Source organism: Rhizobium fabae, from assembly GCF_003985135.1.
GTDB classification, from domain to species: Bacteria; Pseudomonadota; Alphaproteobacteria; order Rhizobiales; family Rhizobiaceae; genus Rhizobium; species Rhizobium pisi.
This window is the reverse complement of sequence record NZ_ML133662.1, coordinates 85,239-104,579: the sequence shown is the minus strand read 5'-3', so window position 1 is coordinate 104,579 and position 19,341 is coordinate 85,239. Positions and strand designations below refer to the sequence as shown.

The 19,341-nt window shown below is 62.6% G+C and carries 17 protein-coding genes; 7 read left to right on the top strand and 10 right to left on the bottom strand.

Annotated features, from left to right (window positions below; genetic code table 11):
* Nucleotides 1-146: 146 nt before the first annotated feature.
* From EFB14_RS29360 to EFB14_RS29350, 3 genes are all read right to left on the bottom strand, one after another.
* Complete coding sequence (locus tag EFB14_RS29360) at nt 147-389, bottom strand: DUF4170 domain-containing protein (protein WP_125843889.1); 243 nt, start codon at nt 387-389, stop codon at nt 147-149.
* A 63-nt stretch (nt 390-452) separates the two neighbouring features.
* Entirely contained in the window at nt 453-1,262 is an 810-nt protein-coding gene (locus tag EFB14_RS29355; RefSeq protein ID WP_126830127.1) for a 3'(2'),5'-bisphosphate nucleotidase CysQ, read from the bottom strand.
* Between the two features lie 16 nt (nt 1,263-1,278).
* A complete protein-coding gene (locus EFB14_RS29350) occupies nt 1,279-2,625 on the bottom strand; it encodes a TldD/PmbA family protein (RefSeq protein ID WP_126830125.1) in 1,347 nt (448 codons plus the stop codon).
* 119 nt (nt 2,626-2,744) lie between these two features.
* Here EFB14_RS29350 and EFB14_RS29345 point away from each other — a divergent pair, with 119 nt between their 5' ends.
* The 4 genes from EFB14_RS29345 (at nt 2,745) to EFB14_RS29330 (ending at nt 6,959) form a co-directional block, all read left to right on the top strand.
* Nucleotides 2,745-4,556, top strand: a complete 1,812-nt coding sequence (locus tag EFB14_RS29345) for a monovalent cation:proton antiporter-2 (CPA2) family protein (protein ID WP_126830123.1) — start codon at nt 2,745-2,747, stop codon at nt 4,554-4,556.
* A 91-nt stretch (nt 4,557-4,647) separates the two neighbouring features.
* Nucleotides 4,648-5,055: a hypothetical protein gene (locus EFB14_RS29340; RefSeq protein WP_126830121.1), complete on the top strand. Its 408-nt coding sequence runs from the start codon at nt 4,648-4,650 to the stop codon at nt 5,053-5,055.
* Between the two features lie 89 nt (nt 5,056-5,144).
* Nucleotides 5,145-6,518 (top strand): PepSY-associated TM helix domain-containing protein, encoded by a 1,374-nt coding sequence (locus EFB14_RS29335; protein WP_126830119.1) that lies wholly within the window; start codon nt 5,145-5,147, stop codon nt 6,516-6,518.
* Between the two features lie 12 nt (nt 6,519-6,530).
* On the top strand, nt 6,531-6,959 hold the full coding sequence (locus tag EFB14_RS29330; protein WP_126830117.1) for a copper uptake system-associated protein: 429 nt from the start codon (nt 6,531-6,533) through the stop codon (nt 6,957-6,959).
* A gap of 10 nt (nt 6,960-6,969) precedes the next feature.
* Here the strand turns inward: EFB14_RS29330 and EFB14_RS29325 are convergent, their stop codons facing one another.
* Genes EFB14_RS29325 through EFB14_RS29315 form a run of 3 tightly spaced genes read right to left on the bottom strand, consistent with a single transcriptional unit; the run spans nt 6,970 to nt 10,432 of the window.
* A complete protein-coding gene (locus EFB14_RS29325) occupies nt 6,970-7,851 on the bottom strand; it encodes a patatin-like phospholipase family protein (RefSeq protein WP_126830115.1) in 882 nt (293 codons plus the stop codon).
* A 15-nt stretch (nt 7,852-7,866) separates the two neighbouring features.
* A complete protein-coding gene (gene rsmD, locus EFB14_RS29320) occupies nt 7,867-8,427 on the bottom strand; it encodes a 16S rRNA (guanine(966)-N(2))-methyltransferase RsmD (RefSeq protein WP_126830113.1) in 561 nt (186 codons plus the stop codon).
* Nucleotides 8,408-10,432, bottom strand: a complete 2,025-nt coding sequence (locus EFB14_RS29315) for a pseudouridine synthase (RefSeq protein WP_126830111.1) — start codon at nt 10,430-10,432, stop codon at nt 8,408-8,410. Before EFB14_RS29315 ends, rsmD begins: the two co-directional genes overlap by 20 nt.
* Nucleotides 10,433-10,522: 90 nt before the next feature.
* Here EFB14_RS29315 and EFB14_RS29310 point away from each other — a divergent pair, with 90 nt between their 5' ends.
* Nucleotides 10,523-10,960 carry a nucleoside deaminase gene (locus EFB14_RS29310; RefSeq protein WP_126830152.1) on the top strand — a complete coding sequence of 146 codons (438 nt, stop codon included), beginning with the start codon at nt 10,523-10,525 and terminating at the stop codon, nt 10,958-10,960.
* A 164-nt stretch (nt 10,961-11,124) separates the two neighbouring features.
* Here EFB14_RS29310 and EFB14_RS29305 read toward each other — a convergent pair whose 3' ends face one another.
* The 4 genes from EFB14_RS29305 to EFB14_RS29285 all read right to left on the bottom strand — a co-directional run bounded on the left by EFB14_RS29305 (nt 11,125) and on the right by EFB14_RS29285 (nt 16,927).
* Nucleotides 11,125-11,754 carry a hypothetical protein gene (locus EFB14_RS29305; protein ID WP_126830109.1) on the bottom strand — a complete coding sequence of 210 codons (630 nt, stop codon included), beginning with the start codon at nt 11,752-11,754 and terminating at the stop codon, nt 11,125-11,127.
* Nucleotides 11,755-11,885: 131 nt separating this feature from the next.
* The gene (gene ileS, locus EFB14_RS29300) at nt 11,886-14,792 is read right to left on the bottom strand and encodes an isoleucine--tRNA ligase (RefSeq protein ID WP_126830106.1); all 2,907 of its coding nucleotides are present in this window, start codon (nt 14,790-14,792) and stop codon (nt 11,886-11,888) included.
* A 288-nt stretch (nt 14,793-15,080) separates the two neighbouring features.
* Complete coding sequence (locus EFB14_RS29290) at nt 15,081-16,064, bottom strand: bifunctional riboflavin kinase/FAD synthetase (protein WP_125844099.1); 984 nt, start codon at nt 16,062-16,064, stop codon at nt 15,081-15,083.
* A gap of 14 nt (nt 16,065-16,078) precedes the next feature.
* On the bottom strand, nt 16,079-16,927 hold the full coding sequence (locus tag EFB14_RS29285; RefSeq protein ID WP_126830104.1) for a TIGR01459 family HAD-type hydrolase: 849 nt from the start codon (nt 16,925-16,927) through the stop codon (nt 16,079-16,081).
* A 335-nt stretch (nt 16,928-17,262) separates the two neighbouring features.
* Here EFB14_RS29285 and groES point away from each other — a divergent pair, with 335 nt between their 5' ends.
* Nucleotides 17,263-17,559 (top strand): co-chaperone GroES, encoded by a 297-nt coding sequence (gene groES, locus EFB14_RS29280; RefSeq protein ID WP_004675403.1) that lies wholly within the window; start codon nt 17,263-17,265, stop codon nt 17,557-17,559.
* Between the two features lie 71 nt (nt 17,560-17,630).
* Nucleotides 17,631-19,268, top strand: coding sequence for a chaperonin GroEL (gene groL / locus EFB14_RS29275; RefSeq protein ID WP_125843878.1), 1,638 nt, complete (start codon nt 17,631-17,633; stop codon nt 19,266-19,268).
* Nucleotides 19,269-19,341: the final 73 nt, after the last annotated feature.

Genomic DNA, 19,341 nt, shown 5'->3' with positions numbered 1-19,341 from the left:
ATCGACATCAACCCCATTCCCCAATCATCGTTGCGGCCGGAATGACCGATTAATTTGTTCAGAATGCGTCAAACAAACCGATCGACGGGAGCTCGATGTACGAAATCCCCGCTCGACGAGCGGTTGACCGGCCGCATGTGCCAGGGTCAGTTGCCCTTCGACTGCGGATCAAGCAGACGATGCATGTGGACGATGAAGTAGCGCATATGCGCATTGTCGACCGTCTGCTGCGCCTTCGCCTTCCAGGCTGTCAGCGCCGTGGCATAATCGGGGAAAATGCCGACGATATCGAGACCGTTCAGATCACGGAACTGGACGTCATCGAGGCTTTCCAGTTCGCCACCAAAAACGAGATGCAAAAGCTGCTTCTTGTCACCGGAGTCAGTCATTTTCTTGTTCTCTTTCTGCCTATTCTCCTCCGACACCTCATCTGCGGGATTTTGACGAAAACGTCAACTGTCTCGTCGCCCCGTAAAGGCTGCGAGAAATTCGGTGAGACGGGGTTCTGAAGCCGCGCAAAGCGCCTCGTGGGTGACGTTGGCGAGATTGTAGACGACCGGTTTGCCGGCGAGGTCGACGAGGCCGCCGCCGGCGCAGGCGAGGATCAGATCGGCAGCGGCAAGGTCCCAATCATGCGAATTGCCCTTGACGAAGGTGCCTTCGAGACGTCCGTCGGCCACCATGGCGATGCGGTAGGCGAGCGAGGGAATGTATTTCTCGCGCCTGACCCGGTCGCGGAACTCCGGCGGCAAGGTTTTCAACACGTCTTCACCGATCGCGAGGCGGCTGATCTCGTCCGGTCCCGCGGCCGAAACGATCAGGGGCACACCGTTCTTCAGCGCCACACCACCCTCGACGGCCTCATAGAGTTCTTCGAGCGCCGGCGCATAGAGCACGCCGGCCACCGGCCGGCCGCGATGAACGACGGCAACGCTGACGCACCAGACCTTCTGCCCGCCGAGAAAGGCGCGCGTGCCGTCGATCGGGTCGACGATGAACAGTGTCTCGCGGGAGAGCCGGTCGGCGGCGTCCTCGGTTTCCTCCGACAGCCAGCCATAATCCGGCCGGGCCTTGCGCAGGATGGTTTCGAGCGTCTTGTTGGCGGCGAAATCGGCGGCGCTGACCGGAGAGCGGTCCTCGTTCTTCCACCAGACCTCGGGCGACTGGTTGAAGAAGCTGAAAGCGACCGCGCCCGCCTCTTTCGCGGCATCGGCGATCAGCGCGAGATCGCTCTGCCAGCGGGCTTTATCCAAGTCGCTCATTGCGTCTATCCGTTTCTCAACGCCCGGCGAGCGTCATGCCTTCGATGGCGAAGGTGGGGGCGGCGACGCCGAACTTGCGATCTATGTCGTTTGCCAGCGTCAGGCGCATGAACATGTCCTTGAGGTTCGAGGCGATCGTCACCTCGGAAACCGGGAAGGTCAGTTCGCCGTTCTCGATCCAGAAGCCGGTCGCGCCGCGGCTGTATTCACCGGTGATCATGTTGACGCCGTGGCCGATCAATTCGGTGACATAAAAACCGTTGCCGACGCTACGGATCAGTTCCTCCGGCGAGATGTCGCCGGGCTCGAGGGCGAGGTTGGTCGAGGAAGGCGTCACGGCGCTGCCGCCGCGCACGCCGCGGCCGTTGGTCTCAAGGCCGAGCTCACGACCGGTTGAAGTCGAGAGGAACCAGTGCTTCAGAACCCCGTCCTCGATCATGACAAGCCGTTCGCCGGACACGCCCTCGCCGTCGAAGGGCCGCGAGGAGGGCCCACGCACGATCAGCGGATCGTCGGTGATCGACAGACCCGATTTCAAAACTTGCTGGCCCATCTTGTCACGCAGGAAGCTCGTCTTGCGGGCAACAGCGGCGCCGTTGATCGCGCCGGCGATATGGCCGACGAAACCACGGGCGACACGCGGATCGAAGATGACGGTGACGCCCTTGCCGGTCGGCACCTGGCGCGGATTGATGCGCTTTACCACCCGTTCGCCGGCGCGGCGGCCGATCTCCGAGGGATCGTCCAGTTCGCCATAGTAGAGACGGCTATCGAAATCATAGTCGCGCTCCATACCCGTGCCTTCGCCCGCGATGACGCTGACGGAATGGCCGAAACGGGAAGCCATGTAGCTGCCCGCAAAACCGTGCGAGGTGGCAAGAACCAGGCCGCCCATGCCGGCGGACGCACCGGCGCCGGAAGAATTGGTGACGCCCTCGACCGCAAGGGCCGCCGTCTCGGCCGCAAGAGCTGCCTCGCGCAGCATCTCGGAGGAGACTTCCGTGGTGTCGAGCAATTGCAGATCGGGATAGGATTTCGAGAGGTTCGCCTCATCGGCCAGGCAGGCGAAAGGGTCTTCCGGCGAAACTTTCGCCATGGCGACGGCGCGTTCGGCAAGCGCCTGAAGATCGAAGCCCGGATTGGCCGAAACGCTGGCGACCCGCTTGCCGATGAAGACGCGCAGCGAGAAGTCGTCGCTTTCGGAGGACTCCGTTCCCTCGACCTTGCCGAGGCGTACGCTGACCGATTGCGAGCGCGACCGGACGACAACGGCGTCGGCGGCGTCGGCCCCGGCCTTTTTTGCCAGATCGATCAATTGACTTGCACGGGAAAGAAGTGTCGAGGAATCGATTTCAGAGGACATGATTTGGCCTTTCCTTCGGCTTCCATTTATTGTGCACTCTCCCAGGCATCAAGGCCGCCGCCGCCGATTCTTTGTCGGAGCCGCCTGCATGCTCTCCGCCGTCGAAAGAAATTGTCAGCATGTCAGCGCCCAATGCCCTTTTTTCCGAAACGATCCTGCTGCTCGGGGGCGCGGTTGTCGCCGCTCCGATCTTCAAAAAGCTCGGGCTCGGCACGGTGCTCGGCTACCTTGCCGCCGGCATCGTCATCGGCCCGATCTTCCACGGCATCACCGACGGCGAGCAGATCCTCGACGTCGCCGAGCTCGGCGTCGTCTTCCTGCTCTTCATCATCGGGCTGGAGCTGAAGCCAAGCCGTCTCTGGCAGATGCGGCGCGACATTTTCGGCCTCGGCACGGCGCAGGTGGTGCTGACAGGCCTGGCGTTGACCGCGCTTGCGTGGTTTTCCCAAGTTCTCGACTGGCGTGGCAGTATCGTCGCCGGATTTGGCCTAGCGCTATCTTCGACTGCCTTCGCCATGCAGATCCTTGAGGGCGACGGCGACGTCAACACGAAATACGGGCAGCGCTCCTTCTCGATGCTGTTGTTCCAGGACCTGGCGATCGTGCCGCTCCTGGCTCTGATCACCGTCCTCGACGGCGGCAAGGGCAGCAATGCCCCGTTCACCGATTTCGCCGTCGCCGTCGGCGCGGTTGCGGCGATGATCGTCATGGGCCGATACCTGCTGACGCCGCTCTTCCAGATCATCGCCCGGACCGGTGCGCGCGAGGCGATGATCGCGGCCGCTCTCTTCGTCGTCATGGGATCGGCGAGCCTGATGCAGCTTGCCGGGCTTTCCATGGCGATGGGCGCCTTCCTTTCCGGCGTCATGCTGGCCGAATCCTCCTACCGGCACGAGCTGGAGGCTGACATCGAGCCGTTCCGCGGTGTGCTGCTCGCTATCTTCTTCATCGCCGTCGGCCTGTCGCTGGAACTCGACGTCCTCGTCGACAACGCCCTCTTCATCATCATCGCCGTGCCGATCGTCATGGCCGTCAAGGCGATCATCATCTACGGGCTCTGCCGGATCTCGGGCTCACCGCACAATGATGCGATCCGGATCGCTTTCCTGCTGCCGCAGGGCGGCGAATTCGGCTTCGTGCTGTTCACCACGGCGGGTGTGAGCGGCCTGATGTCGACGAGCACGGCATCGCTGCTGGTCGCGATCGTGACGCTCTCCATGGCGCTGACGCCGATCGGTGCGGCTCTTTCGAAACGGCTGCTCAACGATGACCAACGGGAGGAGCTGGACGAGGATTTCGAGGGTGCGGGCGCCGACGTACTGATGGTCGGCTTCTCGCGTTTCGGCCAGATCGCCGCCCAGATCCTGCTTGCCGGCGGGCGCAGCGTCACCGTCATCGACTTTTCGGCGGACCGCATTCGACAGGCCTCCTCCTTCGGCTTCCGCATCTATTTTGGCGACGGCGCCCGCAAGGACGTGTTGCGCTCGGCCGGCATCGACCGAGCGAAGATCGTGCTCGTCTGCACGCAGAAGAAGGAAATTACCGACAAGGTGGTGGAGCTGGTGCAGGCGGACTATCCGCATACCAGGCTCTACGTGCGCTCCTACGACCGCATCCATTCTATCGAACTGCGTAACAAGGGCGTCGATTACGAACTGCGTGAAACGCTGGAATCCGGCCTGCTCTTCGGACGGCGAACATTGGAAGCGCTCGGCGTTTCCGAGGTCAACGCCTATGAAATCGGCGAGGATATCCGCAAGCGCGACGAGGCGCGTCTCGTGCTGCAGGTTTCCGAAGGGCTGCAGGCCGGGCGCGACATGCTGTTTTCCCGCCCCGTCCGTCCCGAACCGCTGGTCAAGCCGAAACGCGCCGCCGATCCATTCGAGGACGATCCGCTGGCAGGCACGGCGGACGCGGTCGAGGATGCCTGATCGCGTCTAACAGTTTACGAAATTGACGCATTGAATATGCGCGGCGCGGCGTCTATCAAAACGCACGATCGGAGCGATCGAAGAGGGAATCTTGATCAGGCGGGGGAGACAAATCGAACAATGGGCACTGCGCATCCTCTGCGCGGTCGCACTGGTCTTCGTCGGATTCGCCCACCAGGTTCCCGCCGCAGCCGCCGGCGATCTTGGCCCGGCGGAACTCGCCCAATATGTGCTTCCTGATGGGACACTGCCGACGCTTTGCGTCACCGTCACCGACAAATCCGACCAAGGCCAGCACGACAAAGCCCATTCGCATGGCTGCGAGGCCTGCCGGATCAGCGCCTCGACCCTGCTGCCGACGCCGACGGATGTCGCCGGCGCTCCTATACCCTTTGCGGTTACGGTTGAATTGCCGATCCGGGCCGAGGCCTTCCACCGCCAGCTTTTCCCGCCCAATACCGGGCCTCGCGCTCCTCCTTCAGATCCGATCCCTGCCTGAACTCCGTGTTGCGGCGGGCGCCGTAACGCGCCTTTCAACGCCGGCCAACCTGCTTTCCTGCAGTCGGCCGTGGATGCGGATCCATTCTCATGTCGACTACTACTGCTGCCGAACCGGCGGAGGACGCTGCACACGGCGTTTCGCTCTATCGCGCCATCTGGCGCTGGCATTTCTTTGCCGGGCTTCTCGTCATACCCTTCATGCTAAACTTGGCCATTACCGGATCGCTCTATCTCTTCAAGGATGAGATCAACAGCACCTTCTTCGGCTACCGTTACATAGTCCAGCCGACCGGCAAAACGCTGCCGGCGGCGCGGATCGCAGAGATCGCGGCCTCCGCCGTGCCGGGCTCAACCGCGACATCCTACAAGGACCCGGTTCTGCCGGAGCGATCGGCGATCGTCACCGTCTCCGGCGATGCCGGCTCCACGCTGGTCTTCGTCAATCCCTATGACGGCAAGGTGCTCGGTGTGGTCGGATCGATCGACGAGTTCAATTATGTCGTCAAGCGCATCCACAGCCTCGCCTATTTCGGCAACACAGCGAACCGGCTGATCGAAATTGCCGGCGGCTTCGCCATGGTGCTCGTCGTCACCGGCATCTATCTCTGGTGGCCGCGACGCCAGACAGGGGGCATCGTCAGCGTGCGGGGGACGCCCGGCCGCCGCGTTTTCTGGCGTGACCTGCATGCGGTGACCGGCGCCTTTGCCGGTGTCCTGATCTTTTTCCTGGCGATAACCGGCATGCCCTGGTCGGGTTATTGGGGCGCGAACGCCAATGCCTGGCTGACCGAACACGGTCTCGGCTATCCGGTTCAGCTCTGGGACGACGTGCCGAAGTCGCGGAAAATCACCGAAGACATTCTTCCGAAGAGCGGCTGGATCGTCGAGAAGGCGCTGGTTCCGCTTTCCGATATCGCCGCGGCGCAATCAGCCAGGCCAATCGGCCTCGACAAAGCCGTCGAGATTGCCAAGCGGTTGGGCATGGCGCCGGGCTTCGACGTGGCGATCCCATCCGATGAAACAGGCGTCTATACCGCCTCGCTCTATCCCGAGGATCTTTCCGACGAACGGACCATCCATATCGACCAGTACTCCGGCAAACCTCTGATCGATATCGCTTTCAACCAGTATCCGTTGCTCGGTCGGGCGATTGAGTGGGGCATCAATATCCATCAGGGACAGGAATGGGGGCGCTTCAATCAGTTGCTGATGCTCGCAACATGTCTGGCGATTGTGCTCAGCTGCGTGACGGCTGTCGTCATGTGGTGGAAACGGCGCCCAGCCGGCCGCCTAGGCGTGCCGCCCATGCCGCCGCAGCGCTCGGTCTATTACGGCCTGTGGGTGATCACCGGAATTTTTGCCATCGCCTTCCCGATGAGCGGGCTTGCCATTGTCGTCATGATCGCCTTCGACCAGCTCGTCGTTCGGTTCGTACCATTGTTGAAACGCGTTCTCGCTTGAAGATGCCATCGGATGAAGAAGATTATCGCTATTCTCGCCTGCCTGTTGCTTGCCTCGACGGCATCTGCCGGTGACGATCCGCAGCAGGCGATCCCGGCAAGGCTGAAGCTGATGTTCGAACGGCCAGACAAGCCGCTTGATATCGCGCCGGTCGTCGTTCAGGCCGATTGGGCGATCGTCGGCTGGCGACAGGACGGGCGCGGTGGACGCGCCCTGATGAAGAAGACGCATCATGGCTGGAGCGTTTATCTTTGCAGCGGCGATAGCCTGAAGGACGCCGGGACGCTGGAGAAGATCGGGCTCTCCACAAATGATGCCGCCGGGCTGGCTGCGAGGCTGAAAGATGCCGAGGCCGGCCTCTCAAGCTTCCAAGGCACCGTCATGATGATGAATGAGGCATCGAACGGCTCGGGCGGCGGCCATGAGGGCCACGCCCAATGAGAGTAAGGCTCTAGCGCTTCAAGCGCGCTTCGATCTCGCGGTCGAGGGCGAATTTGAGGTCGTCCTTGACGCCGACGGACATGGCGAGGACTTCGCGGGCCTTCAGGAAATCCATGACGCCGGTACGGCCGACCGCAGGGCGTAGGAAGATCTGCGGCTGGCAAAGCTTCAGCTTGAGCGAGATCGCCGTCTGCATCATCAGCTGGCCGGAGCCGAAGATGCTTTCCATGCGGTTCGGAATATGCGTGCCGTCACCTTCGGGGGCGCCGACGACATCGATGCCGATGACGATATCGGCAAGATCCATCAGGCATTCATAGGGCACCGGATTGCTGATGCCGCCGTCGATCATCACGCGGCCGTGCAAGCGCACCGGCATAAAAACCGCGGGAATGGCGGAAGAGGCCGCCAGCGCCGGGAATAACTCGCCCTGCTCGATGATGACTTCGTGCTGCCCGTAATAATCGGTGGTGATGACCTTCATCGGGACCAGCAAGTCCTCGAAGCGGGCCGGAAGCTCGGACGGCAGGAAGGCCTTGAGGATACGCTCCAGATTGAACTGGCCGATGCGGATGCCCTTGGCCACCGCATCGCGCACCGTTGCCGGCCTCAGACCCCAGATGCGGGCGACCACGGCCGTCTTGTTGCCAACGGTCTCCAGCGCATGTTCGCGGATTTCGGCGCCGGACATGCCGGCCGCCATGCCGGCCCCCATGATGGAGCCGATCGACGAGCCTGCGATCGCCACCGGCCGGATGCCGAGTTCGTCGAGCGTCTCGATAACATGGATATGGGAAAGCCCGCGCGCGCCGCCGCCGCCAAAGGCAACCGCGACCGTCGGGAGATCGCTGATCGCAGGCAATTTCGGACTGATGATCTCTGCCTGCTGCACGCTCCGTCCTCGCCCTTATTGCGGCTGATATCGGAAGAAATGCACCCTCGTATCCCCAAAGATGCGGCTTTCGAGGAAAACATAGGAAGGATGGACCGAAACGACAACGTCGGCACGCTCCTCGAGGACCGCGATCGCGCCTGGTTGCAGCCAGCCGCCCACGGCCGCTGCCGCCATCGCCTTCTCGCCGAGACCCTTACCATAGGGCGGGTCGGCAAAGAGCACATCGAAAGGTTCGAGATTGCCGACGCTGCCGAGATCGGTCGCATCCCGGCGCAGGATGCGCGTGCGGCCGTGCAGGCCGAGCGCATCGATATTCTCCCAAAGAAGTGCCCGGCCCTCGACACTGTTTTCGACGAAGAGCGCGTGGCGACAGCCGCGCGAGACGGCTTCGAGGCCGACGGCGCCGGTTCCGGCGAAAAGATCGAGAATCCGGGTGCCGTCGACGCATTCCGGATAGGCATGGCTCAGAATATTGAACAGGCTCTCGCGCGTCCGGTCCGCAGTCGGCCGGATATCGTTGGATTTTGGCACGGCGAGAGGCCGTCCGCGAAACTCACCGCCGACGATCCGCACCGCGCGTCATTCCCTTTCCTCTAGCACCACCTCTGGACGGCCCGCCCGCAGGCTTGTCGCCGCCCGGCCTGTCACCGCCTGGCTTGGCGCCTTTCGGCTTGCCGGAAAAACTCTTGCCCCCACCGGGCTTGGCCGCAAAGCCCTTGCCGCGAGGCTTGTCACCCGACGGCTTGTCGCCGAAGGATCTTTCGCCACGCGGACGCTCGGAGCGGCCCTCGCCGGCAAAGCTTCTGGCTGCCCGCGGGCGCTCGTCGCCATCCTGGCGCGGCTTGCGATCTCCACGCGGCTTGTCGCCGAAGGGCCGATCCCCACGCGAGGGGCGATCGCCGAACGGGCGGTCGCCGCGTGGACGTTCCGAACGGCCTTCGCCGGCGGAAGCTCTGGCGGCGCGAGGCCGCTCGTCACCATCCGCACGCGGCCTGCGATCACCACGCGGCTTATCGCCGTAGGGCCGATCCCCGCGCGAAGGGCGATCACCGAAAGGCCGGTCGCCGCGCGGACGCTCCGGACGGCCTTCGCCGGCAGAGCTTCTGGTGCGCGGCCGATCCTCACCCCCTTCGCGGGGGCGGCGTTCGCCCCGTGCCGGCCGGTCGCCAAAACCGCGGTCTTCGCGAGCGGGACGATCCCCGAAGGACCGCTTGCGGCCGGAGCCTTCTCCCTCATCCTTGCGACGGGGCTCCTCGCTCGAACGGATCCATTCGCCATCCTCTTCACGCACGCGGTTCACCTGCGTGCGCGGGCGATCCTCGATGCGATCGAAGGCAGTGTTCCTTGCCGGCGCCTGCTCGCCGCGCCTGCGCGCGGTCTGCGCATTCTTGGCGGCTTTCGCCGCTGCCTTTTCACCGAGCGGACGGGCGCCCGGCGCCATCCAGACATTGGCACTGCGGCGCTGGCCGAGTGGATGGGCGCGCTTCGGCTTCTCGTCATCTTTGCGACCGCCGTCGCGGCGATCGTCATCTCTGCGGCCCCCACCAGGGCGGTCGTCGCGCTTGGTATCGAGGCGGCTCAGCGCCCGTTCGCGCTTGTCCTCATCGCGGCGCGGGCGCTCGCGCTTTTCCGGGACAGCGGGCTCGATCTCTTCTTCGGCGGCAACGGCCGGCGCATTGTAGATCGGCGCGTCGAAATTCGCCTTGGCTTCCTCGATCAGGCGCGGGCCGAGCTGGTCGCGCAACGTGCGGCCGCGCACCTCGATGACGTGGCCTTCCGGCAAGTCACCGAGCTGGAACGGGCCATAGGAAATGCGGATGAGGCGATTGACGTCGAGACCGAGCGCACCGAGCACGTTCTTGATTTCGCGGTTCTTGCCTTCGCGCAGGCCCATGGTGATCCAGACGTTCGAACCCTGGGTACGGTCGAGCGTTGCCTCGATCGATCCGTAGAGCACGCCGTCGACGGCGATGCCGTCCTTCAACTTGTCGAGTGCTTCCTGATCGATTTCGCCATGGGCGCGGACACGGTAGCGCCGCAGCCAGCCGGTCGCCGGCAATTCGAGCGCGCGGGCAAGGCCGCCATCATTGGTGAGCAGCAGCAAGCCTTCGGTGTTGATGTCGAGGCGGCCAATCGACATGACGCGCGGCAGCTCTTCGGGCAAGTTGTCGAAAACGGTTCGCCGGCCTTCCGGATCGGCATTGGTGGTCACCAGGCCCGCGGGCTTGTGATAGAGCCAGAGCCTGGTGCGCTCGATGCCGCGGATTGGCACGCCATCGACCTCGATCCGGTCGGTGAGCGTGACGTTGACGACTGGGGTTTCCAGAACCGCGCCGTTCAGCGTCACCCGGCCTTCCATGATCATGCGTTCGATGTCGCGGCGCGAGGCGACGCCTGCGCGCGCCATTACCTTGGAGATGCGTTCGGCCTTGGCGTCGCCATCGCTCTCGGCGTTGGCTGGGCGCGCGGCGGCAGCCTTTCCCGGCTTCGCATTGCCCGCCTTGGGATCGGCTTTCGGCCTGGTATCCCGTGAAAAGGGCTTTGCGCCCGGCCGTTTTGGCTTGTCTTTGGGTGTCATTTGTTGTTTGCCTGCCTTTTGGGCCTGTCTATCAGGTCACGCATCTGCGGTTAAGTGGAAATTCTTGCGATCGTGAAGACAAATCGTTTCATGGAGATGGCGCTTCAGGAAGCGCGGGCGGCCGAAGAGCGCGGCGAGGTGCCGATCGGCGCCGTCGTGGTGATCGATGATATTGCCATTTCCAGCTCCGGAAACCGTACGCGCGAGCTGAAAGACATCACCGCACACGCCGAAATCGCCGCCATCCGGCTCGCCTGCGAAGCGCTCGGGCAGGAGCGGCTGACCGGCGCCGATCTTTATGTGACGCTGGAGCCCTGCACCATGTGCGCGGCAGCCATCTCGTTTGCGCGTATCCGGCGGCTCTACTACGGCGCGGAGGATCCGAAAGGCGGCGCCGTCGACAATGGGGTGCGATTCTATGCGCAGCCTACCTGTCATCACGCTCCGGAGGTCTATTCGGGCATCAACGAGGTCCAGTCGGCCGAGATGCTGAGAAGGTTCTTTTCGCAAAAGAGAGAAACGCCGTAGCGCTTGCGCGCGTAGCCGTCGTTCCAGCTCGCGAAGCCGATCGATGGTTATTGAGGAAGGCACGGCTGAGCCGGCCGAGACAGCTTACCATACCCGCGAGCGCTGTCTTGCCTGGCGCTCCAAACATAACCAATCGGCCCACTGCGATCCGGGACCGAAAGCTGTTATTGCAACAGATTCCACCACTGCTTGCCGCTGTTGGCGATCGCCGCATCCTTCTTACGCTTCTTCTGCTTCTTGAGCTCGGGTTCGCCGAGATCGTCGAGCTTTGCAGGATCATCGACGGTGCGGTAGCCGGACGGCGGATCGGAGATGGAGCGGCGCTGATCGAGATAGGAGCCCTTCTGCAGGGCGCGGGCATCGCGATAGGCCTGGGTCTGGGCTTCGGTCGTACGACGACCGCCTTCGATCGCCGAGCTCGCCAGAGGCGAGCGGTAATTCGGATTGTCCGAGTTCGTATCAGCCTCGGAAACGAGGCGGGCGCGCGTCTCCTCCGGCGATTCAAGCCACTGCGGATTGTCCTTGTTGGCGATCGTCGGCTGCGGCGTAACCAGGGTCTCTTTCTGTGCCTGGGCCGGCAGCACCAGCGTCGGACGCGGCGTATACTTGACGCCCTTGTTCTTCGGGTCCGGTCCGGTCAGCGACACGGACTGGCCAAGATCGTCGGTCAGCTGCTCCATGGCGGTCTTGCCGGTGCCGTAGGTCGGGCTGCTGGCGCAACTGGACACCAAGGAGCATCCCGCCACGACAACAGACAGGCAGGCGCCCATACGGAACCAATGCGTTGCGAACATGAAAACCCTTCCAGCCACCGGTGCAATCGTTGCCCAACCGGACAACCGTCCCCCTGACGCAAAAATCCGGCCATTTTCAGGCAGCTTTTACCGGATGAACGCTATAAAGGCAATTCACCCGGCAAATATCTTCAGGCGCGGATGCCGAGTTCACGCAGGGCGGCGGCGTCACGCGCCGAGACATCGGGATATTCCGGATCGGAACCGACATCGGTGGTGATGCGCCAGGAACGGGCGCATTTCACGCCTTCCGCAAGCTTCGGAATGACTGCGACTTCGGGCACCTCAGACAGACGGAAGGCGTCGGCCGGGCCGGCGCTCGCCTCGATCGTGATGGCGGAGGTGATGCAGACTTCGCTGAAATCCTGACCTTCGAGCGCCTTGCGCAATTCCGCATCGGTAACGTGGACGACAGGAGCCGCTTCCAGCGACGAGCCGATGCGCTTGTCCTTGCGCTCGATTTCGAGAGCGCCGGTGACGACGCTGCGGATCGCGCGGATCTTCTTCCACTTTTCCGCGAGCGCATCGTTGCGCCATTCCCTGGCGACCGGGGCGAACTGCTCCAGATGCACCGAGACGGCCGAAGGATCGCGCGAGAGCCATGCCTCTTCCGTGGTGAAGGGCAGCATCGGCGCAAGCCAGGTCACCATGCAATCGAAGATCATGCGGATGACATAGAGCGCCGAGCGGCGGCGAAGGCTGGAAGGCGCATCGCAATAGAGCGCATCCTTGCGGACGTCGAAGTAGAAGGCCGAGAGTTCGACATTGGCGAAGTCGATGAGCGCGCGGGCGATCTTCTTGAAGTCGAAGGCGTCGTAGTTTTCGCGCACGAGCTGATCGAGCTCGGAGAGGCGATGCAGCATCAGCTGCTCCAGCTCCGGCAGATCGGCAAGCGCGATGACCTCGCCCTTGTCGTGCGCCAGCGTGCCGAGCATCCAGCGGATCGTGTTGCGCAGCTTGCGATAGGCATCGACATTGGTCTGGATGATCGTCTTGCCGACACGCAGATCGTCCGCATAGTCAGAGGTCATGACCCAGAGGCGCAGGATATCGGCGCCGGCATCCTTCATCACCTCCTGCGGCGAGGTGACATTGCCCTTGGACTTCGACATTTTCTCGCCCTTCTCGTCCATGGTGAAGCCATGGGTGAGGACGGTGTCGTAAGGCGCGCGGCCACGGGTGGCTGCCGATTCCAAGAGCGAGGAATGGAACCAGCCGCGATGCTGGTCGGAACCCTCGAGGTAGAGATCGGCCGGCCACTTCAGGTCGGGGCGGTCTTCCAGCGTGAAGGTGTGCGTCGAGCCCGAGTCGAACCAGACATCGAGGATATCCATGACCTGCGACCACTTGGCCGGATCATGCTCGTTGCCGAGGAACCGCTCCTTGGCGCCTTCGGCGAACCAGGCGTCTGCGCCTTCGACATCGAAAGCATCGAGGATGCGCTGGTTGACGGCATCGTCCTGCAGCACTTCGCCCTGCTCGTCGACGAAGACGCAGATCGGCACGCCCCAGGCACGCTGACGGGAGAGAACCCAGTCCGGGCGCTGCTCGATCATGGCGCGCAGGCGGTTCTGGCCGGCAGCCGGCACGAAACGCGTGTCGTCGATCGCGTTGAGCGCACGGGTGCGCAGCGTCGTTCCGTCAGGCAGCGTCTTGTCCATATAGACGAACCACTGCGGCGTGTTGCGGAAGATCACCGGCTTCTTGGAACGCCAGGAATGCGGATACTGGTGCTTCAGACGGCCGCGGGCAAAGAGCGCGCTGCGCTCGATCAGCGCCTTGATGACGCGGTCGTTGGCATCGCCCTTTTTGCCGTTGTCGTCGATGACGCGCGCGCCTTCCAGGCCCGGAGCATCCGATGTGTAGAAACCGCCGTCGTCGACCGGGAACGGGATCTTGGTTTCGATGCCGCGCGCCTCGATTTCGCGGGCATGCGCCATCCAGACGTCAAAGTCTTCGCGGCCGTGGCTCGGCGCGGTGTGCACGAAGCCCGTACCGGCATCGTCGGTCACATGGTCGCCATCGAGCAGCGGCACGGCAAATTCATAACCGTCGCCGAGACCCTTCAGCGGATGGGCGCAGGTGATACCGGCGAGATCGGCAGTCGTGACGTCGGCGAGACGCTTGTACTGCAGCTTTGCCTTGGCGAAGGATTCCTCAGCCAGCTTGTCGGCGAAGATCAGTTTCTCGCCCGGGCGCGGTCCAAAATCGTTCTCGGCGGCCGTTACTTCGTAAAGGCCGTAAGCAACGCGCGACGAGTAGGCGATCGCCCGGTTTCCGGGGATCGTCCAGGGTGTGGTGGTCCAGATGACGACGAAGGCATCCTTGACGCCATCGGAGCCCTTCGCGACCGGGAACTTCACCCAGATCGTGTCGCTCTCATAGTCATGATACTCGACTTCGGCTTCCGCGAGCGCCGTACGCTCGACGACCGACCACATGATCGGCTTGGAGCCGCGGTAGAGCTGGCCGCTCCCGGCGATCTTGAGGAGTTCTCCGGCGATGCGGCTTTCCGCGTGGAAGTTCATCGTCAGGTACGGATTTTCGAAATCGCCGACGATGCCGAGACGCTGGAACTCACCGCCCTGGATGGCGATCCACTTTTCGGCATAGGCGCGGCACTCGCGGCGGAATTCGATCATTGCCGACGGCTCGGTCAGGTCAGGCTTGGCCTTGCCCTTGGCGCGATAATTCTCTTCCTCGATCTTCCATTCGATCGGCAGGCCGTGGCAATCCCAGCCCGGCACATAATTGGCGTCGTAGCCGCGCATCTGGAACGAACGGTTGATGACGTCCTTGAGGATCTTGTTCAGCGCGTGGCCGATATGGATGTTGCCGTTGGCATAGGGAGGGCCGTCGTGCAGGACGAATTTTTCGCGGCCGGCGGCAGAAGCGCGCAGCTTCTTGTAGAGATCCATCTGCTGCCAGCGGGCAACGAGTTCCGGCTCCTTCTGCGGCAGGCCGGCACGCATCGGGAAATCCGTTTCAGGCAAGTAGAGGGTCTTCGAGTAGTCGATCTTTTCGGCTGTGTCGGTCATATGTGACAATCGTTTCTGGCGGCCCAGGAAGGGGCGCAACGGACATGAAAATAGGTGGCGGCGGAAGCGCCTGCTCGCAAGCGCCGAAAACCCGGACCTCCCGGCCGCTTAGCGCGCGCGGAAGGCCGGGCCGATAATTCGTATCGTGGTCGCCAGCCGAAATTTCGTCATAGCGCCGGTTCATAGGCGTTTTTGCCGGGAAAAGGAAGAGCAGAAATTACCTGCATGCGATCCTGCGGCACGGCCGAATTCGGCTTGCGCCGGAGAAAATCCGAGCTGGTGGCAAACTCAGGAAAAGCACAGTTTCCGATCGAGCTCGCCAAGCGGTGCCACGCCCGCCAGCAGTGCCCTCGCCTCCTCCTCGTCGCGCTTGATCTGGGCGACGAGCGCTTCCAAGCCGTCGAATTTCAGCTCGGGTCTGAGATAGCCGAAGAATGAGACCGAGCAGAGCTGACCGTAGAGATCGCCGCTAAAGTCGAACAGATAGGTTTCCAACAATGGTGCACCGTTTTCCGTGACTGTCGGGCGGCGGCCGTAGCTTGCGACGGCATCGTAGAGCGTTCCGTCCTGAAGGCGGAAGCGGACGGCGTAGATGCCCGCTGCAAGTTCGGCCTCGGGCGGCAGGCGCATGTTGGCCGTGGGAAAACCGAGCTGCCGGCCGAGCTTTTCTCCGTCGATCACCTCGGCTTCGACAGTATAGCGGTATCCCAGCATGCCGGCGACTTCGCTGACGCTGCCCTCCTTCAGGAGCGCGCGGATGTGGCTCGAAGAGACGACGTCGGCGTTTTCGTCGCGGAAGGCATCGATCAGGGTGACGCCGAAGCCGTAGGTCTGGCCGGCATTCATGAGGAAGGCAGGCCCGCCCTCGCGGCCGCGGCCAAAATGGAAATCGAAGCCGGTGACGACTTCGGAGGCGCCCAGCCAATCCTTCAGGATCGAATGGATGAAATCATCGGCCGAGCGCTGCGAGAACTCATAGTCGAAGGGATATTCGATGACGGCGCTGAAACCCAGCGTTTCCAGAATGCGGGCCTTCAGCGGCGCAGGCGTCAGTCGGAAGACCGGCGTCTGCGGCCGGAAGACCGTGCGCGGATGCGGCTCGAAGGTGAGCACCAGGGCGGGGATGCCGCGCGCTTGGGAAATTTCCAGCGCGCGATTCAGCACCGACTGGTGGCCTCGATGCACACCGTCGAAATTGCCGATGGCAATCACACCGCCTCTGAGATGGGCGGGCAAAGGATCCCGGGTTTCATTGCGATGGAAGACGGTCATCGTCTGGCTTCTCTTCATGCAAGGCGTGGCATCCACCACCTCGGCGCCGCCTTTTCCCGTTCGAGATAGGCGTTGAGGATCGCCTCGTCGGTCTTGCCGTTGAGGGTGTATTCTTTAGCGTGGATACCGCCGCTGATGTAGAGGAGGTCGAGGCCGTAATTCAAGGCCCCGCGCACATCGGTCGGCATGCCGTCGCCGATTGCCAGCACACGATCGATCGGGAAATCGCCGCGAAGCTCGCGGGCCGCCGAAAGCGTCGCCTCGTAGATCGGCCGGTGCGGCTTGCCGGCAATACGCGTCCTGCCGCCGAGCTGCTCGTAATAGGCGGCCATGGCGCCGGCGCAGGGGATGATGCGGTGCCCGCGCTCGACGACCAGGTCCGGATTGGCGCAGATCATCGGCACTTCACGCGCTTTGAAATCCAGAAGCATGTCGGTGTAATCCTCCGGCTTCTCGGTCTCGTCATCGAAAAATCCGGTGCAAACGAGCGATTGCGCCTCGCCTGCCGGCCGGCGGTCGACGCCAATGCCTTCGAGAAGCGCGCTGTCGCGATCGGGGCCAAGCAAAAAGACCGTCTTCGGCCCTTCGGCGATCAGCCCGCGCGTCACGTCGCCAGAGGTGACGATCCTGTCATAGGCGCTGTCGGGAACGCCGATGTGGCGCAGCTGCGCGACCACCTGCCAGGAAAGGCGAGGCGAATTGGTGATGAGCACCACGGCAAGGCCGCTCTCTCTTGCGGCTTGAAGGGCTGCGGCTGCCTTCGGAAACGGATCGACCCCATTGTGAACGACACCCCAGACATCGCAGAGCACCACATCATAGTGACCTGATATCTCCGAGAAGTTTTCTATCCGCTTGGCCATTCCAATTTCCCGATTTGCTTCAGTCACCGGTGACATTGCAAAGGCGCAAGGCGATGGCAAGGCATTTTCTTCGCCGTGGCAACGCGAAATTCCTGAACGGCAATCAGACGAGCCCGGACGGTCAAGGGTCGCCCGCGTGGGGATTTCGGTCGGAATCTCCGAGAATTCTCCGGCCTCTTCACAATTCCGGCACAAAAATTCGTGATTGCTCTCATTGACTCCTTTCGGAGCCATCCCTAAATGCTCGGCGCTAGCACTCACCGCAAGGGAGTGCTAACATTTATCCATGTGGGCCACTCCGGTCCGCGAATGTCATTCGATCGAGGGATTAGACAATGGCAAGCACCAATTTCCGTCCGCTTCACGACCGCGTCGTCGTTCGTCGCGTCGAGTCCGAAGAGAAGACCAAAGGCGGCATCATCATTCCCGATACCGCCAAGGAAAAGCCCCAGGAAGGCGAAATCGTCGCCGTCGGCTCCGGCGCTCGTGACGAGTCCGGCAAGGTCGTCGCACTCGACGTCAAGGCTGGCGACCGCGTCCTCTTCGGCAAGTGGTCCGGCACCGAAGTCAAGATCAACGGCGAAGACCTTCTGATCATGAAGGAAGCCGACATCATGGGCATCATCGGCTGATCAGCCGATCCGCTTTCCCGAAATGACTGACGGGCTTTTGCCCGAACAAATCGAATTCAGGAGTCACAAACATGGCAGCTAAAGAAATCAAGTTTGGCCGCACCGCGCGCGAAAAGATGCTGCGCGGCGTCGACATTCTCGCCGATGCAGTCAAGGTAACGCTCGGCCCGAAGGGCCGTAACGTCATCATCGACAAGTCCTTCGGCGCTCCGCGCATCACCAAGGACGGCGTTTCGGTCGCCAAGGAAATCGAACTCGAAGACAAGTTCGAAAACATGGGCGCCCAGATGGTCCGCGAAGTCGCTTCGAAGACCAACGACATCGCCGGCGACGGCACGACGACCGCAACGGTTCTCGCCCAGGCGATCGTTCGCGAAGGTGCCAAGGCCGTTGCTGCCGGCATGAACCCGATGGACCTGAAGCGCGGCATCGATCTCGCCGTTGCCGAAGTCGTCAAGGATCTCCAGGCCAAGGCCAAGAAGATCAACACCTCGGAAGAAGTCGCCCAGGTCGGCACGATCTCCGCAAACGGCGAACGTCAGGTCGGTCTCGACATTGCCGAAGCCATGCAGAAGGTCGGCAACGAAGGCGTCATCACGGTTGAAGAAGCCAAGACCGCCGAAACCGAACTCGAAGTCGTCGAAGGCATGCAGTTCGACCGCGGCTACCTCAGCCCCTACTTCGTCACCAACCCGGAAAAGATGATCGCCGACCTCGAAGACGTCTTCATTCTCCTCCACGAGAAGAAGCTGTCGAACCTGCAGTCGATGCTGCCGGTTCTCGAAGCCGTCGTCCAGACCGGCAAGCCGCTCCTCATCATCGCTGAAGACGTCGAAGGCGAAGCTCTTGCGACGCTCGTCGTCAACAAGCTGCGCGGCGGCCTGAAGATTGCTGCCGTCAAGGCTCCCGGCTTCGGCGATCGCCGCAAGGCCATGCTCGAAGACATCGCGATCCTGACCGGCGGTACCGTTATCTCGGAAGACCTCGGCATCAAGCTCGAATCCGTCACGCTCGACATGCTCGGCCGTGCGAAGAAGGTTTCGATCTCCAAGGAAAACACCACGATCGTCGACGGTTCGGGCGCCAAGTCTGACATCGAAGGCCGTGTTGCCCAGATCAAGGCGCAGATCGAAGAGACCACCTCCGACTACGACCGCGAGAAGCTGCAGGAGCGCCTTGCCAAGCTCGCTGGCGGCGTTGCCGTCATCCGCGTCGGCGGCTCGACGGAAGTCGAAGTGAAGGAAAAGAAGGACCGCATCGACGACGCTCTCAACGCGACGCGCGCTGCCGTTCAGGAAGGCATCGTACCGGGCGGCGGCGTTGCCCTGCTGCGTTCTTCCGTCAAGATCACCTCCAAGGGTGTCAACGACGACCAGGAAGCCGGCATCAACATCGTTCGTCGCGCTCTGCAGGCTCCGGCTCGCCAGATCGCTGAAAACGCTGGCGACGAAGCTTCGATCGTCATCGGCAAGATCCTCGACAAGGATCAGGACAACTGGGGCTACAATGCCCAGACCGGCGAATATGGCGACATGATCGGCATGGGCATCATCGACCCGGTCAAGGTCGTTCGCACCGCCCTGCAGGATGCCGCTTCCGTTGCATCGCTGCTGATCACCACCGAAGCCATGATCGCCGAGCTGCCGAAGAAGGACGCTCCGGCTATGCCGGGCGGTATGGGCGGCATGGGCGGTATGGACATGATGTGATAGGCCAACGGCCTTTCACAACATCGTCCATGAAACCGCCCATCATCTAAGATGGTTCAGCGCGTCAAGCGCG

Excerpts from the sequence above, each read along its gene's own strand:
- EFB14_RS29345 (WP_126830123.1), top strand. The coding sequence starts at position 2,745 with ATGTCAGCGCCCAATGCCCTTTTTTCCGAAACGATCCTGCTGCTCGGG.
- groES (WP_004675403.1), top strand. The coding sequence starts at position 17,263 with ATGGCAAGCACCAATTTCCGTCCGCTTCACGACCGCGTCGTCGTTCGT.
- groL (WP_125843878.1), top strand. The coding sequence starts at position 17,631 with ATGGCAGCTAAAGAAATCAAGTTTGGCCGCACCGCGCGCGAAAAGATG.
- EFB14_RS29310 (WP_126830152.1), top strand. The coding sequence starts at position 10,523 with ATGGAGATGGCGCTTCAGGAAGCGCGGGCGGCCGAAGAGCGCGGCGAG.
- EFB14_RS29335 (WP_126830119.1), top strand. The coding sequence starts at position 5,145 with ATGTCGACTACTACTGCTGCCGAACCGGCGGAGGACGCTGCACACGGC.
- EFB14_RS29315 (WP_126830111.1), bottom strand. The coding sequence starts at position 10,432 with ATGACACCCAAAGACAAGCCAAAACGGCCGGGCGCAAAGCCCTTTTCA.
- EFB14_RS29360 (WP_125843889.1), bottom strand. The coding sequence starts at position 389 with ATGACTGACTCCGGTGACAAGAAGCAGCTTTTGCATCTCGTTTTTGGT.
- ileS (WP_126830106.1), bottom strand. The coding sequence starts at position 14,792 with ATGACCGACACAGCCGAAAAGATCGACTACTCGAAGACCCTCTACTTG.
- EFB14_RS29285 (WP_126830104.1), bottom strand. The coding sequence starts at position 16,927 with ATGGCCAAGCGGATAGAAAACTTCTCGGAGATATCAGGTCACTATGAT.
- EFB14_RS29290 (WP_125844099.1), bottom strand. The coding sequence starts at position 16,064 with ATGACCGTCTTCCATCGCAATGAAACCCGGGATCCTTTGCCCGCCCAT.
- EFB14_RS29305 (WP_126830109.1), bottom strand. The coding sequence starts at position 11,754 with ATGTTCGCAACGCATTGGTTCCGTATGGGCGCCTGCCTGTCTGTTGTC.
- EFB14_RS29350 (WP_126830125.1), bottom strand. The coding sequence starts at position 2,625 with ATGTCCTCTGAAATCGATTCCTCGACACTTCTTTCCCGTGCAAGTCAA.
- EFB14_RS29330 (WP_126830117.1), top strand. The coding sequence starts at position 6,531 with ATGAAGAAGATTATCGCTATTCTCGCCTGCCTGTTGCTTGCCTCGACG.
- EFB14_RS29355 (WP_126830127.1), bottom strand. The coding sequence starts at position 1,262 with ATGAGCGACTTGGATAAAGCCCGCTGGCAGAGCGATCTCGCGCTGATC.